The following is a 13,991-nucleotide window of genomic DNA, read 5'->3' on the forward strand; positions in this document are numbered from 1 at the left end:
CGCCCTCAGGCGATCGCGGCGGCGTGCGCCAGGGCGGGGCAGGCAATCCCCTGCCCGTCGAACAGATGACAGGCCGACTCGTTGAAGGCGAGCTGGAGATTCTCCCCGGCAGCGTGCGTGGAACGCCCTTCATCCCGGGCGATGACCACCGAGTCTTCAGCGAGGCGAACATGCAGCAGCGTCTGATCGCCCAGATGCTCGACCACTTCCAGCGTGCCGGCGAGCGTGCCGTCACCCGCTGGGCGCACGTGTTCGGGGCGCAGGCCCACGGTGACGGTATCGCCCGGGGAAACCGCCGAGCCGTCCCGCGCGATGTGCAGGCGCCCGCCGGCCGCCAGCTCGACCCCGACCCTGTCGGCGTCGCGATCGGTGACCGTGGCGGCCAGGAAATTCATGCTCGGTGAGCCGAGAAAACCCGCCACGAACAGATTGCAGGGTGCCTCGTAAAGGTCCGCCGGCGCGCCGGCCTGCTCGATGCGTCCGTCGCGCAGTACCACCATCCGGTCGGCCAGGGTCATCGCTTCGACCTGATCGTGGGTGACGTAGATCATCGTCGCCTTGAGCTGTCGATGCAGCCGGGCCAGCTCGATACGCATCTGGACCCGGAGCTTGGCGTCGAGGTTCGACAGCGGCTCGTCGAACAGAAAGACCTTGGGTTTGCGCACGATCGCGCGTCCGATGGCGACGCGCTGTCTCTGGCCGCCGGACATGTCTTTCGGACGGCGTTCCAGCAGCGGCTCGATACGCAGTATCGCGGCGGCATCGTCGACCCGCTGGCGGATCTCCGATTTCGGCGTGTTCACGTTGCGCAGGCCGAACGACATGTTCTCGCGCACTGTCATATGCGGGTACAGCGCGTAGTTCTGGAACACCATGGCGACGCCGCGCTGGCCCGCCGGCACGTCGTTCACGCGCGTGTCGCCGATATGGATGTCACCACCGCTGATCGGCTCAAGGCCGGCGATCATCCGCAGCAGGGTGGACTTGCCGCAGCCCGACGGACCGACGAACACCACGAATTCCCGTTCGCGGATATCCAGGTCGACGCCGTGCATGACCTGTTCCTCGCCGTAGCGCTTGATCACGCTGCGCAATGTGAGGTCCGTCATGATTTTCTCTCCTCCTCGGCCCCTGTTTTCGGCCGCCGGCCGTTTAGTAATAAATATTGGCTAATTTTTATTAGCAAGCTAGCATCGCCTTGAAAGAGTGGCAACAGCCGGCCATGGCATATGCGGCTAAAGGTGGAGATCGGGCGATGGCGAGGTCGAGAAGCAAAGTCACGATGATGGATGTCGCGCGCGAGGCCGGCGTCTCCCAGTCGACGGTGTCGTTTGTCGTGAACGGCTCGACCAGCGTGCGTATTTCGGATGCGACCCGGCAGCGGGTACTCGAAGTGGCCGAGGCGCTGGGTTATCGCCGGTTCAGCCATTCGGCGCTGGACCACAAGGGGTCCCGGGTGATCGGATTCCTGGTGGACGAGATTTCGACGAGTCCGTTCGCCGTGGCCTCGATGGACGGTGCCCGGGAAGTGGCGTGGGAGAACGACCGTGTGCTGCTGGTCAGCAGTAGCGGCAGCGATCCAGAACTCGAGCGTAGCGCCATCGAAACGTTGCTTTCCTGTCGCCCCGAGGGCATGGTCATCGCCTCGATTCTGACCCGCCAAATCGAGCTGCCGGCCGCGCTGCGGGGCGTGCCTACCGTGCTGCTGAACTGCTACGAGTCCGGCAACGGTTTTCCCAGTGTCGTCCCCGGCGAGGTTGCCGGCGGTCACACGGCGACTCGACGGCTGATCGATGCCGGCCATCGCCGGATCGCCATCATTGGTGGGGAACCCTGGATGGAGGCGGCGCGCGACCGGCTGAAGGGCTACCGCCAGGCGCTGACCACCGCCGATATCGCTGCGGCGCCTGAACTGATCCGTGAGGGGAACTGGCTTCCGAGTAGCGGTTACGAGCAGACGCGGGCGCTGATGGCGTTGGACGCGCCGCCCACCGGCATCTTCTGTTGCAACGATTCCATGGCGATCGGCTGTTATGAGGCCTTGAAGGAGCAGGGGCTGCGCGTCCCCGAAGATGTCTCCGTGGTCGGATATGATGATCAGGAGGTGGCGCGGCACATGTATCCGCCGCTGACCACCGTGGTACTGCCCCATGACGAAATGGGCCGATGGGCTGTGGAGACACTCATCACGGCGGTGGCGAGCGGTCAGAAGCCATCCCTACGCCGGGTGAAAATGGAATGCCCGCTGGTTGAGAGGTGCTCGGTCGCGGCGCCCCGTGTCATCCCGGACCAGCGAGCGGCGATGCCCTGAATTCAGGCGAGGCTCAGAGCTCATTGCCGTTTCACTCGAACGGCCGGTAGAACTGTTAATCCGGCATCAAAACAGCTGACTTCATCAGCTGTTTTAAACGCCTTGAAAATAAAAGACGGCGCCTGTCATTCTTGTATTTTCAAAAGCCTAGCGGCCAATAGCTGCGGCGAACATGCGCTCGCATACTCGCGCTGTTAACCCGAAGAATCATCTATTTTTGTGCCGGACGTTCGCTACGCATCGGCTTGCCGCAAAACAGCGCTTGCCGCGGACTCGCACGAAACCGCAGCAGGCCCTAGTCAGAGTCCGAGCCAGCGCCATGGCCCGGTGAAACGGGCGGCGTGTTATAACGACGTCCGCGCGGCAGTGCGCGGGGCTTTTCATTCGCGATGTGAGATCCTTCATGTCGATCAAGCAGTTGTGTATTTCCGGCTCAATCGTTGCGGCTCTGGCGATGGCCAGTGGCGTGGCGACCGCCGCCGATTCCGGTCAGACGATTTATCTCGATCCGCAGACCGGCAAGGTGATTCCACACCCCGCGCCCGGGTCGCCCGGGTCGCCCGGTACGCCGCCGGGCGCGCAGGCAACGAGCGGCGACGCCGGGCCGAAACAGGGCGGCGGTCGGCAACGCCGGCAGGCCCGCGCGGCCCGGGGGCAGTCGGCCGATCCGGTCTCAGCCTCTAACCGGGCGAGCCACAAGGCGCGGATTGTGCACTGCGCCGACGGCAGTCTTCGCATGGGTTCGGTCGGGCGCGATGACGCGCAGGACAAGCATGATCCGGAGGCACTCTGCGGCCGGCCGGTTGACTGACGCGCGCGCCGGCGCGGGCGGTGCCCGGCGCAACCGGCGCCCGGGCTTTGCTACCATGAGGTCGCTTTAACGCAAAGGTCCGACATGAGTCAGTCCGATATCTTCATGGCCCTCGATCACGGGCTCAAGCAAGCCGGGTCGGTGCAAACACCCGGCGAGACCCACGGCACGCTGACCGGCATGTTGTGCATCGATAACGAGCAGCCGCCGGCGGCGGCCGTGGACGATGTCGAGGCCGAGAACCTGACCGCCGCGCTCGAGGCCCTGCGCGAGATGACGCTCGAAGGGCTGTTCGATCCCGACCTGAGCTTCACGCCGTTACTGCCTGACGACGACGAGCACTCGCTGGATCGTCGCGTCAACGCGCTCGCGCGCTGGTGTTCGGGCTTTCTTTTCGGCCTGAGCTATCGCGGTCGCTTCGATCCGGATCAGTTGTCGGATGAAGTTCGCGAGATCGTGACCGATCTCACCGAACTGTCCAAGGCCGAGCTCACCGCCGAAGAGGATGCCGACAGCGCCGAAGCCGACTACGCCGAGCTGGTGGAGTACGTGCGCGTCGGCGTGCAGATGATCTTTCTCGAACTCCAGCCGCGACGGGAAGGCCCCGAAAGCCGGGAGACGCTGCATTGATTGCCGACCCGTCCCATCTGAATCACGCCGACGACCCGTCCGATCACGCCGAGCGCCGCGCTGCGCTGGCGCGCGAGATCGGCGCCTCCGCCATCGCGGTCATTGCCGCCACGCCGGAACGCAATCGCAACAACGACGTCGATTATCCGTATCGGCCGAACAGCGATTTTCGCTATCTGACCGGCTTCGGCGAGCCTTGTGCGATCGCGGTGATTGCGCCCGGACGCGAAGACGGCGCGTACGTGCTGTTCTGTCGCGAGCGTGATCCGGCGGCCGAGACCTGGATCGGCCATCGCGCCGGCACCGAGGGGGCGATGGCGCGGTTCGGCGCCGATCAGGCCTTTCCGATCGAGGAATTCGACGCGCGCATCGGTGACATGCTCTCGACTCGTAAGTACCTGTACATGACCCAGGGCATTCATCCGGAATTCGAACAGCGCCTGCTCGCGCGGTTGAACGACGTGCGTTCGCGCGGCCGGCATGCGGCGCCGCCCGAGCACATCATCACGCTCAACAGCGTGGTGCATGAAATGCGGTTGCGTAAGTCCCCGGCCGAACTGGCCCTGATGCGCCAGGCCGCCGCGACGTCGGCGGCGGGGCATTGCGCGGCCATGCGCGCGGCCCGACCGGGTGTGTACGAATATCAGCTCGAAGCCACGCTGCATTACATTTACGGCCTCGACGGCATGCACTGGGCGTATCCGACCATCGTCGGCGCGGGGGCCAATGCCTGTGTGCTGCATTATGTGGAAAATGCATCGGCGCTCGCCGACGGCGATCTGGTGCTGATCGACTCCGGCGCCGAGTATCGCGGCTATGCCGGCGATATCACGCGTACGTTCCCGGCCAACGGCCGTTTCACCGACACCCAGCGCGAGGTCTACGACATCGTGCTGGCCGCCAACGAAGCCGCGATCACGGCCTGCCGTGCCGGGGCGAAGGCCAACGCACCGCACCAGGCCGCGCTCGGGACCCTGGTCGACGGTCTGCTCGAACTGGGTTTCGTCACCGGCGATCGCGAATCGGTGATGGCCGACGAGCGCTACAAGACGTTCTTCATGCACGGCACGAGCCATTGGCTCGGCATGGATGTGCACGACGTGGGCGCGTACAAGCAGGACGGCGAGTGGCGCGCGCTCGAACCCGGCATGGTGCTCACGATCGAGCCGGGCTTGTATATCCCGCCGGGCACCGAGGGCGCGGACCCGCGCTATTGGGGCATTGGCATCCGGGTAGAGGACGATGTCGTGATCACCGGTGGCGATCCGGAGGTCATGACCTCGGCCGTGCCCAAGGCGCCGGCGGCCATCGAGGCGCTCATGAGCGAAAACGCGTGAGCGCCGATTACGACATTGCGGTGGTGGGCGGCGGCCTGGCCGGTGCCAGCCTGGCGTGCGCACTGTCCGGCAGCGGGCTGCGCATCGCGCTGATCGAAGCGGTGGCCTTCGATGCGCCGGTTGACGAGAACATGAAGGCACGCACCACGGCACTCGCCTGGGGCACGCGCGCCATGTTCGACCAGCTCGGGCTGTGGTCGGCGATGGCCGAGGACGCGGCCGCGATCGAGCGCCTGCATGTCTCGCAGGCCGGGTATTTCGGCCGCGTCACCGTCGACGCGGCGGAGTACGATCTGCCCGCGCTCGGCTATGTCGTGCCCAATCTCACCATGATCGCTGTCCTGCGCGAGCGGCTGGCCGGCATGGATCATGTGGATACGATCGCGCCCGCGGCCTTCGAGTCGCTGGCGTATCAGGGCGACGCGGCGGTTGAACTCACACTGGCCGAAGGTGAGGGCAAGCGCCGGCTGACCACGCGGCTGGTGATCGGGGCCGACGGCACCCACTCGAAAGTGCGCTCGGCGCTGGGCATCGGGGCGACGGTCGACGACTATGGTCAGTCGGCGATCATCACCAAGGCCCACACCGAACGCCCGCTGGCCGGTTGTGCCTACGAACGTTTCACCCCGGACGGGCCGGTGGCGCTGTTGCCGTTCGTACATGACACGGCGGCCGTGGTCTGGACCGTGCCGACCGACGAGGCGCGGCGCTTGCTGGACTCGAGCGACGACGATTTCACCGCCGAGTTGCAGGCGCGTTTCGGTGATCGCCTGGGCCGGTTGACGCTGGCCGGGCCGCGTGGCGCCTATCCGCTGGCGCGCGTGCTCTGCGACCGGGCCTGGTCGCATCGTGCCGCATTGATCGGCAATGCCGGCCACGCGCTGCACCCGGCCGCGGCCCAGGGCTTCAATCTGGCGATCCGGGATGCGCTGGGCGTGGCGGCCGCCCTGCGCGAGCACCAGCAGCTCGACGGTGCCGCGTTCGATCCGGGCGACGCCGATCATCTGGCGGCCTGGGCCGAGAGCCGGCGACCGGATCAACACCGCGTGGCCAATTTCACCGACCGCATCGTGCGCCTGTTTTCCAACCGCGTGCCGGGCCTTGGTCATGTGCGCGGCGCCGGTCTGTTCGGTTTGTCGCTGGCGCCGGGCGTGCGCGGCGGCATGGCGCGGCGCAGCATGGGGCTGGCGCTGCTCGATGACACCGCAATGCGCCGCTCCGACCGCAGGATGAACTCATGACCACAGGTCCTCGTTACGATGTCGCCATTGTCGGCGGCGGCATGGTGGGCGCGGTGCTCGCCGTCGCACTGTCCGACGCCGATTTCCACGTCGCGCTGATCGAGGCCAGGCAGCCGAAGCCGCTCGACCCGGACGCCGACTACGATCTGCGGCAATCGGCGATCGCGCCGGGCCCGCGGCGGGTGCTGGACAATCTAGGTCTCTGGGAGCGCGTGCCGGCGCAGCGAATCTGTGCCTTCACCGGCATGAAGGTCTGGCAGGCCGGCGGCGATGACGAGCTGTTTCTCGAGAATACCGCGGTCGGCCTGCCCGAGCTCGGGCATATCGTGGAGAATGCGCTGGTGGTCGATGCCGCGTGGCAGGCGCTCGAGCATGTCGATGTCTATTGCCCGGCCCGCCTCGCGTCGCTGGCAGTCGACGACAACGCCGCACGGCTGACGCTCGATGATGAACAGGAGATCACCGCGGCCCTGGTGGTCGGGGCCGAAGGGGCGAATTCGCCGGTGCGCGAAGCCGCCGGCATCGCCACCACGGGATGGGCGTACGGCCAGCGTTGTACGGTCGGCACGGTCACGACCGCGCACCACCACCGACATATCGCCTGGCAGCGCTTCACCGAAACCGGCCCGGTGGCGTTTCTGCCGTTGTCGGATGGCCGGTGCTCGCTGGCCTGGCACGCCGACGAAGCGCTGGCGGATGAATTGGCCGCACTCGATCATGACGAATTCTGTCGCCGGCTAACCGAGGCCAGCGGCGGCGCGCTCGGGCGCATCGAGCACATGGGCCCGCGTGCGGCGTTCCCGCTCAAGCTGATGCATGCGCGCGAATACGTACAACCGCGCGTGGCGATCGCCGGCGATGCCGCACACGTCGTCCATCCCATGGCCGGGCAGGGGGTGAACCTGGGGCTGCTGGATGTCGCCGAGCTGGTGGCCGCACTCGAGGCGGGCCGCGCGGCGGGGGCGGATGCCGGCGAATTGCGCTACCTCAAGCGTTATCAGCGCGCGCGCATGGCCGACAACATGATGATGCTGGCCGCCACCGATGGCCTGAAGCGGCTCTACGGCAGCCGCAACCCGCTGCTGCGCGCGTTGCGCGGACTGGCGATCGGCGGTGCGTCGCGGCTGGCGCCGATGCGCCGGGTCATGATCAGCCAGGCCGCGGGGCTTTCCCCCGACGGCGCGCGACTGTTGCGCTAGCGCGGGCCGCGCGCGCTAAACGGCGACAGGCCCGGGGCGCGCCATTTGGCATGGTCCGGCGCGCCCGGTATAGTTCGTCCCACGATCGCAAAACGCGTGGGAGAGAGCGGGCACGCCCGCCGCCGAAGGCGCAATTCCGCCCGGAAACGCTCAGGCCACAGGACCACGCGCGGGCCGGCTCGCCGGCCACGATCGACTCTGGAGAGCAACCGCCAAGGCGGTTCACCGACGGGGCGAATCTCTCAGGTGCCAGGACAGAGGGGCGGCGGAACGAGACCGACGGTCTTTGAACTGCTGCAATTTGCCCAAACAGAGTCGATCGCATGGCCAATCAGACCCCGTTGTACGACGAGCACGTTGCCCTGGGCGCCAAGCTGGTGACTTTCGCCGGCTGGGAGATGCCGATCGACTACGGCTCCCAGATCGCCGAACACAAGGCCGTGCGTGAATCGGCCGGCATGTTCGACGTCTCGCACATGCGCCCGGTCGACATCGAGGGGCCGCAGGCGCGCGACCTGCTGCGGCGGACTCTGGCCAACGATGTGGCCAAGATCGACCAAGTGGGCCGTGCCTTCTATACCTGCATGCTCAATACCCGCGGCGGCGTGGTCGACGACCTGATCGTCTATCACCTGGGCGAGCACTGGTATCGCATCGTGGTCAATGCGGCCACCACGACCAAGGACATGGCGTGGATCACCAGCCAGGCCCGCGACTTCGACGCCACGGTCACGGCGCGCGACGAGCTGGCAATCATCGCCGTACAGGGACCGCAGGCACGCAAGCTTTGCCAGCGCATTCTCGACGACGAGCTCGCGGCCGCGGCGATGGAACTCAAGCCGTTTCGCGTCACGGTCGCCGGTGAATGGGCGATCGGTCGCACCGGTTATACCGGCGAGGACGGGTTCGAGATCATGCTGCCGGCCGACGCGGCGGTCGAGACCTGGCGGGCGCTGCATGAGGCCGGCGTGTCGCCGATCGGCCTCGGTGCGCGGGACACGCTGCGGCTCGAGGCCGGGCTGAATCTCTACGGCCAGGACATGGACGAAGACACCACGCCGCTGGAGTCCGGCCTGGCCTGGACCGTGGCCTTCGAGCCGGCGGAGCGCGAATTCATCGGCCGGGATGCGCTGGCACATATCCGCGAGCATGACGAGACCAGGAAAATGGTCGGCCTGCTGCTGGAAGGGCGCGGCGTCATGCGCCACGGCGCGGCCGTGCGCGCGGCCGGCGACGAGGCCAGCGATGCCGGGGACGCGCCCGGCCAAGTCACCAGCGGCAGCTTCGCGCCGACCCTGTCGCGCTCGATCGCGCTGGCGCGCGTGCCCGCCGACTGGACGGATCCGGTCGAGGTCGAGCTGCGCGGCAAGTGGGTGCCGGCGCGCATCGTCTCCTATCCCTTCGTGCGTCACGGCGAGATCTGCATCGATCTCTAGCGGCCGGACCGACGCTTTTCCCCGCGAGCGGCTGGAATACGGGGCCGCCTCGCTTATCATTTCGACTCGTCAAGGGGCCAATCCAGGATAAGACAATGAGCGATATCCCGAACGAACTTTCGTATACCAAGAGCCACGAATGGGTGGCCAACGACGGCGACGGCACCGTGACCGTCGGCATCACCGAATACGCCCAGGGCTCGCTGGGCGACCTGGTGTTCGTCGAACTGCCGGAGACCGGCACCAAGTTCGCCGTGGGCGACCCGGTGGCGGTGGTCGAATCGGTCAAGGCCGCCTCCGATATCTATGCGCCGGTCGACGGCGAGATCGTCGAGGTCAACGAGGAACTGGCCGATTCGCCCGAGCGCGTCAACGAAGATCCGTTCGGCGAGGGCTGGTTGTTCAAGATGACGGTCGATAACACCGCGCATCTCGACGACCTGCTGGACGCCGATGCCTACGGTGAGATCGTCGAAGCCGAAGAAGACTGATCGATCGCCTTACGGTGCCGGCGCGCGTCGTCGGCGCCGCTTCCTGGTTTTCAGCCCGGTTTCAACCTGCAAACGCTATGCCTTTCATTCCCCATACCGACAAGGACATCACGGACATGCTGGCCGCCATCGGCGCGGACAGTGTCGATGCCCTGTTTTCCGAGATCGACCCGAAGCTGCGCAACGTCGATATCTCGGCGATTCCGGAACGCGCCAGCGAGCAGGCCGTCACCCGCTTGATGCACCAGCGCGCCGCGCGGGATGCCGGGGGGTTGTGCTTCATCGGCGCGGGTGCCTACGAGCATCATGTGCCGGCCGCGGTATGGGAGATCACCACCCGCGGCGAGTTCTATAGCGCCTATACGCCTTATCAGCCCGAGGCCAGCCAGGGCACGCTGCAGGTCGTGTACGAATACCAGACGATGATGTGCGGTTTGACCGGCATGGACGTCGCCAACGCCTCGCTGTATGACGGCGCCTCCGCGCTGGCCGAGGCCGTGCTGATGGCCGTGCGGGCCAATCGCAAATCCAAGTCCAGGCGGGTGCTGATGCCGGCCGGCGTGCACCCGTACTATCGCGAAGTCGCGCATAACATCTGCGCGAACCAGAACATTATCTTCGAGACCATTCCCTACGGCGCCGACGGCAGGATCGACCGCGCCGCGCTCGACGCCCGGGCCGGCGCTGACATCACCGCGCTCGTCATCCCGCAGCCGAATTTCTTCGGCGTGCTGGAGGATGTGGATGCGCTCACCGACTGGGCGCGCGACAACGGCGCGTTGGCGATCGGTGTGGTCAACCCGGTGTCGCTCGCGCTGCTGACGCCCCCGGGCGAGTGGGGCGACGGCGCCGGTGCCGATATCGTGGTCGGCGAGGGCCAGCCGCTGGGCGCGCCACTGGCCGGCGGCGGGCCGTACTTCGGCATTCTGTGCTGTCGCAAGACCCATGTACGCCAGATGCCGGGGCGCGTGGTCGGGCGCACCCGCGATATCGACGGCAAGCCGGGCTATGTGCTCACGCTGCAGCCGCGCGAGCAGCACATTCGTCGATCGAAGGCGACGTCGAATATCTGTACCAATCAGGGTCTGCTGGTCACCGCCGCGACCATTCACATGAGCCTGCTGGGCTCGCATGGTCTGGAAACCGTGGCCGCGACCTGTGCCGCGACCACGCGCGATCTGGTCGCCCGCCTGACCGCACTCGACGGTGTGGGGCGCGTATTCAATACACCGTTCTTCCACGAAGCCGCGCTGCGCCTGCCGGTGCCGGCCCAGCCGGTGCTCGACGCGCTGGCCGAGCGCGGCATTCTCGGCGGTCTGGCGCTGGGCGCATTCTTCGACGACATGGACGACGTAGTGCTCGTCTGTGCCACCGAAACCAAGACCGACGACGATCTGGCGGCCTACGCCAACGCGCTGTCGGATGTGCTGGCAGAAATGACAGAGGTGGCCTGATATGAGCCGAACCATCACGCGCCGCGGCGCCGAAATGCACGTCGCCGGCGAACTGCCGCAGCCGGGCGATCGATTGCCGCCGCTGCGGCTCACCGGCAGCGATCTGGTCGATGTCGGGCTCGACGCGTTCGCCGGCCGCGCCAGGATCTTCAATATCTTCCCGAGCCTGGACACGCCCACCTGTGCGCTGTCGGTCAAGCGGTTCAATGCCCGCGTCGAGGCCATGACCGGTGTGGTGCTGTTGCAGGTCTCGGCCGATCTGCCGTTCGCGCACAAGCGCTTCTGTGCCGCCGAAGGGTTGGAAAACGGCGTCACGCTGTCGATGATGCGCGACAAGACCTTCGCCGCCGACTACGGCGTGCTGATCGAGGACGGCGGCATGGCCGGGCTGTGCGCCCGCGCCGTGATCGTGGCCGATGCCGACGATCGCGTCGTCTACAGCGAACTCGTGCCCGAGATTTCCCAGGAACCGGACTACGACGCGGCCATCGCCGCGCTCGAATCGGCCTAACGTTATCGATTGCCATGACTGAACGACTGATCTTCGAACACAGCCGCCCCGGCCGCCGGGCCACCGCCCAGGCGCCGGCAAGCGCGCCCGCGGTGGACGATCTGCCGGCGAACCTCCGGCGCCGCAGCGCGCTTGGCCTGCCGGAAGTCTCCGAACTGGACGTGGTGCGGCACTACACCCGTCTGTCGCAGCTCAACTTCTCCATCGATACGCACTTCTACCCGCTGGGTTCGTGCACGATGAAGTACAACCCACGCGCCTGTAACACGCTGGCCTCGCTGCCCGGTTTTCTGAATCGGCATCCGCTGGCGCCGGCCAGCCACAGCCAGGGCATGATGGCCTGCTTTTTCGACCTGCAGGAAATGCTCAAGACGGTCACGGGCATGGCCGCGGTCTCGCTCACGCCGATGGCTGGCGCGCAGGGCGAATTCACCGGCGTGGCGATGATCAAGGCCTACCATGAGGCCCGCGGCGATACCGAGCGCGACGAAATCATCGTGCCGAGCGCCGCCCACGGCACCAATCCGGCCACGGCCGTGATGTGCGGCTGCACCGTGGTCGAGATTCCGACCGACGCCGATGGTGACGTCGATCTGGAGGCGCTGCGCTCGAAAGTGGGCCCGAAGACCGCCGGCATCATGCTGACCAACCCGTCCACACTGGGCGTGTTCGAACAGGACATCCTCGAGATCTCGAAGATGATCCACGAGGCCGGGGGCCTGCTGTATTACGACGGCGCCAACCTCAATGCCATTCTCGGCAAGGTGCGCCCGGGCGACATGGGCTTCGATGTCATCCACATGAACCTGCACAAGACCTTCTCCACGCCGCACGGCGGCGGCGGGCCGGGCTCCGGCGCGGTCGGTGTGTCGAAACGTCTGCGCGATTTCATGCCGATCCCCGCGGTCGGCCGCGAAGGCGAGGGCACAAACGTCAGCTATCGCTGGCTGACCGAAAAGGATGTGCCGCACACGATCGGCCGCCTTTCGACCTTCATGGGCAACGCCGGCGTGCTGCTGCGGGCCTATGTCTATGCGCGCCTGCTGGGGCGCGAAGGCATGACACGGGTCTCCGAATTCGCGACGCTCAACTCGAACTACCTGATGACGCGGCTCAAGCAGGCCGGCTTCGAGGTGGCGTTCCCGGACCGACGCGCCAGCCACGAGTTCATCGTCACGCTCAAGCGCCAGAAGCAGCAGTTGGACGTCACCGCGACCGACTTCGCCAAGCGGCTGCTCGACTACGGCTATCATGCGCCGACCATCTATTTCCCGCTGCTCGTGCCGGAGTGCTTTCTGATCGAGCCCACCGAGACCGAATCGCGCGAAACGCTCGACGGCTTCGTCGACGCCATGGTCGCGATCTGGAACGAAGCCAGAAACGATGCAACCACGTTAAAGAACGCCCCGGTGAGCCTGCCGGTGCGCCGGCTGGACGAAGTCGCGGCGGCCAAGTCGCTCGATTTGAAATACGAGCCCGAAACCGGCGGCGAGCGTTCGGCGGCCTGATGCAATGCTTACAGAGTGCGCCGGCGGATTGATACCGGCGGCGCCTCGGCGGGCGATGAAAGCGCGCCACCCGTTCACTTGACGAAAGGACAATCTATGTCTGCGCTGATCTGCGGTTCCTTTGCTTTCGATACCATCATGGTCTACTCCGGGCAGTTCAAGAACGAGATTCTGCCCGACCAGGTGCACATGCTGAACGTCTCCTTTCTGGTGCCGGAAATGCGTCGGGAGTTCGGTGGCTGTGCCGGTAACATTGCCTATTCGCTGGCGCTGCTGGGCGGCGAGGGCAAGGCCATGGGGACGGTCGGCAAGGATTTCGACGACTATGCCGACTGGATGGATCAGCACGGCATCAGCCGTGATCACATCTTGCGTATCGATGATGCCTACACCGCGCAGGCGTACATCACCACCGACATGGACGACAACCAGATCACGGCCTTCCATCCGGGCGCGATGAACCATGCCCACGAGCAGGCGGTGCCGGATAATGCCGGTATCACGCTGGGCATGGTGTCGCCGGATGGCAAGGACGGCATGGTTGCCCATGCGCAGCAGTTCGCCGATGCCGGGATCGATTTCATCTTCGATCCGGGGCAGGGCCTGCCGATGTTCAACGGCGCGGAGCTGAACACGATCATCGACCAGGCGGCGTATCTCGCGGTCAACGACTACGAGTCCAAGCTGGTGCGCGATCGTACGGGCATGAGCGAGGCCGAGATTGCATCCCGGCTCAAGGCGCTGATCGTGACCAAGGGCGCCAAGGGGTCGGTGATCTATGCCGACGGCAAGACCTACGAGATACCCACCGGCAGCCCCTCGGCATTGAGCGACCCGACAGGTTGCGGCGACGCGTTCCGGGCCGGGCTGATCTACGGCCTGCAGCAGGGTTACGACTGGGCCACCACAGGTCGCATCGCCTCGCTGATGGGCACGATCAAGATCGAGCGGCCCGGCACCCAGAACCACGCCTTCACGATGGACGAGTTCAAGGCGCGCTACGCCAAGGAATTCGGCCACGCGCTGGGCTGAAAATAGCCTGCGCGGCCTGAGGGGAGATCG

13 protein-coding genes and 2 riboswitches are annotated in these 13,991 nt (G+C 66.2%); of the genes, 12 read left to right on the plus strand and 1 reads right to left on the minus strand.

Features of this window, described 5'->3' with window-relative positions; translation table 11 throughout:
• Positions 1–5: 5 nt before the first annotated feature.
• Positions 6–1,109 carry an ABC transporter ATP-binding protein gene (locus tag ACS8YF_RS03235; protein WP_440848781.1) on the minus strand — a complete coding sequence of 368 codons (1,104 nt, stop codon included), beginning with the start codon at positions 1,107–1,109 and terminating at the stop codon, positions 6–8.
• Positions 1,110–1,282: 173 nt separating this feature from the next.
• Here ACS8YF_RS03235 and ACS8YF_RS03240 point away from each other — a divergent pair, with 173 nt between their 5' ends.
• The 12 genes from ACS8YF_RS03240 to ACS8YF_RS03295 all read left to right on the plus strand — a co-directional run bounded on the left by ACS8YF_RS03240 (position 1,283) and on the right by ACS8YF_RS03295 (position 13,961).
• On the plus strand, positions 1,283–2,311 hold the full coding sequence (locus ACS8YF_RS03240; protein ID WP_440848782.1) for a LacI family DNA-binding transcriptional regulator: 1,029 nt from the start codon (positions 1,283–1,285) through the stop codon (positions 2,309–2,311).
• Between the two features lie 403 nt (positions 2,312–2,714).
• Entirely contained in the window at positions 2,715–3,122 is a 408-nt protein-coding gene (locus ACS8YF_RS03245) for a hypothetical protein (RefSeq protein ID WP_440848783.1), read from the plus strand.
• An 84-nt stretch (positions 3,123–3,206) separates the two neighbouring features.
• Positions 3,207–3,752 carry a UPF0149 family protein gene (locus ACS8YF_RS03250; protein WP_440848784.1) on the plus strand — a complete coding sequence of 182 codons (546 nt, stop codon included), beginning with the start codon at positions 3,207–3,209 and terminating at the stop codon, positions 3,750–3,752.
• A complete protein-coding gene (locus tag ACS8YF_RS03255; protein WP_440848785.1) occupies positions 3,749–5,089 on the plus strand; it encodes an aminopeptidase P N-terminal domain-containing protein in 1,341 nt (446 codons plus the stop codon). Before ACS8YF_RS03250 ends, ACS8YF_RS03255 begins: the two co-directional genes overlap by 4 nt.
• Positions 5,086–6,330, plus strand: a complete 1,245-nt coding sequence (locus ACS8YF_RS03260; RefSeq protein ID WP_440848786.1) for an FAD-dependent monooxygenase — start codon at positions 5,086–5,088, stop codon at positions 6,328–6,330. The genes ACS8YF_RS03255 and ACS8YF_RS03260 overlap by 4 nt, the downstream gene beginning before the upstream one ends.
• Entirely contained in the window at positions 6,327–7,529 is a 1,203-nt protein-coding gene (locus ACS8YF_RS03265; RefSeq protein ID WP_440848787.1) for a UbiH/UbiF/VisC/COQ6 family ubiquinone biosynthesis hydroxylase, read from the plus strand. The genes ACS8YF_RS03260 and ACS8YF_RS03265 overlap by 4 nt, the downstream gene beginning before the upstream one ends.
• Positions 7,530–7,616: 87 nt before the next feature.
• Positions 7,617–7,705, plus strand: a riboswitch (glycine riboswitch).
• Positions 7,706–7,717: 12 nt separating this feature from the next.
• Positions 7,718–7,797: riboswitch (glycine riboswitch) on the plus strand.
• Between the two features lie 55 nt (positions 7,798–7,852).
• Positions 7,853–8,965 carry a glycine cleavage system aminomethyltransferase GcvT gene (gene gcvT / locus ACS8YF_RS03270; RefSeq protein ID WP_440848788.1) on the plus strand — a complete coding sequence of 371 codons (1,113 nt, stop codon included), beginning with the start codon at positions 7,853–7,855 and terminating at the stop codon, positions 8,963–8,965.
• A 95-nt stretch (positions 8,966–9,060) separates the two neighbouring features.
• Complete coding sequence (gcvH, locus tag ACS8YF_RS03275; protein WP_109995066.1) at positions 9,061–9,456, plus strand: glycine cleavage system protein GcvH; 396 nt, start codon at positions 9,061–9,063, stop codon at positions 9,454–9,456.
• A 77-nt stretch (positions 9,457–9,533) separates the two neighbouring features.
• Positions 9,534–10,910: an aminomethyl-transferring glycine dehydrogenase subunit GcvPA gene (gene gcvPA, locus ACS8YF_RS03280; RefSeq protein ID WP_440848789.1), complete on the plus strand. Its 1,377-nt coding sequence runs from the start codon at positions 9,534–9,536 to the stop codon at positions 10,908–10,910.
• A gap of 1 nt (position 10,911) precedes the next feature.
• Positions 10,912–11,421 (plus strand): thiol peroxidase, encoded by a 510-nt coding sequence (gene tpx, locus ACS8YF_RS03285; RefSeq protein WP_440848790.1) that lies wholly within the window; start codon positions 10,912–10,914, stop codon positions 11,419–11,421.
• Between the two features lie 8 nt (positions 11,422–11,429).
• Entirely contained in the window at positions 11,430–12,929 is a 1,500-nt protein-coding gene (gene gcvPB / locus ACS8YF_RS03290) for an aminomethyl-transferring glycine dehydrogenase subunit GcvPB (RefSeq protein WP_440848826.1), read from the plus strand.
• A 96-nt stretch (positions 12,930–13,025) separates the two neighbouring features.
• A complete protein-coding gene (locus ACS8YF_RS03295; RefSeq protein ID WP_440848791.1) occupies positions 13,026–13,961 on the plus strand; it encodes a carbohydrate kinase family protein in 936 nt (311 codons plus the stop codon).
• Positions 13,962–13,991 lie beyond the last annotated feature (30 nt).

Source organism: Salinisphaera sp. SWV1 (assembly GCF_052044155.1).
GTDB lineage: Bacteria > Pseudomonadota > Gammaproteobacteria > Nevskiales > Salinisphaeraceae > Salinisphaera.

Bases quoted from the DNA above. Each gene is read 5' to 3' on its own strand.
- tpx (WP_440848790.1), top strand. From the start codon at position 10,912: ATGAGCCGAACCATCACGCGCCGCGGCGCCGAAATGCACGTCGCCGGC.
- ACS8YF_RS03250 (WP_440848784.1), top strand. From the start codon at position 3,207: ATGAGTCAGTCCGATATCTTCATGGCCCTCGATCACGGGCTCAAGCAA.
- gcvH (WP_109995066.1), top strand. From the start codon at position 9,061: ATGAGCGATATCCCGAACGAACTTTCGTATACCAAGAGCCACGAATGG.
- gcvPA (WP_440848789.1), top strand. From the start codon at position 9,534: ATGCCTTTCATTCCCCATACCGACAAGGACATCACGGACATGCTGGCC.
- ACS8YF_RS03235 (WP_440848781.1), bottom strand. From the start codon at position 1,109: ATGACGGACCTCACATTGCGCAGCGTGATCAAGCGCTACGGCGAGGAA.
- ACS8YF_RS03265 (WP_440848787.1), top strand. From the start codon at position 6,327: ATGACCACAGGTCCTCGTTACGATGTCGCCATTGTCGGCGGCGGCATG.
- ACS8YF_RS03245 (WP_440848783.1), top strand. From the start codon at position 2,715: ATGTCGATCAAGCAGTTGTGTATTTCCGGCTCAATCGTTGCGGCTCTG.
- gcvT (WP_440848788.1), top strand. From the start codon at position 7,853: ATGGCCAATCAGACCCCGTTGTACGACGAGCACGTTGCCCTGGGCGCC.
- ACS8YF_RS03240 (WP_440848782.1), top strand. From the start codon at position 1,283: ATGATGGATGTCGCGCGCGAGGCCGGCGTCTCCCAGTCGACGGTGTCG.
- ACS8YF_RS03295 (WP_440848791.1), top strand. From the start codon at position 13,026: ATGTCTGCGCTGATCTGCGGTTCCTTTGCTTTCGATACCATCATGGTC.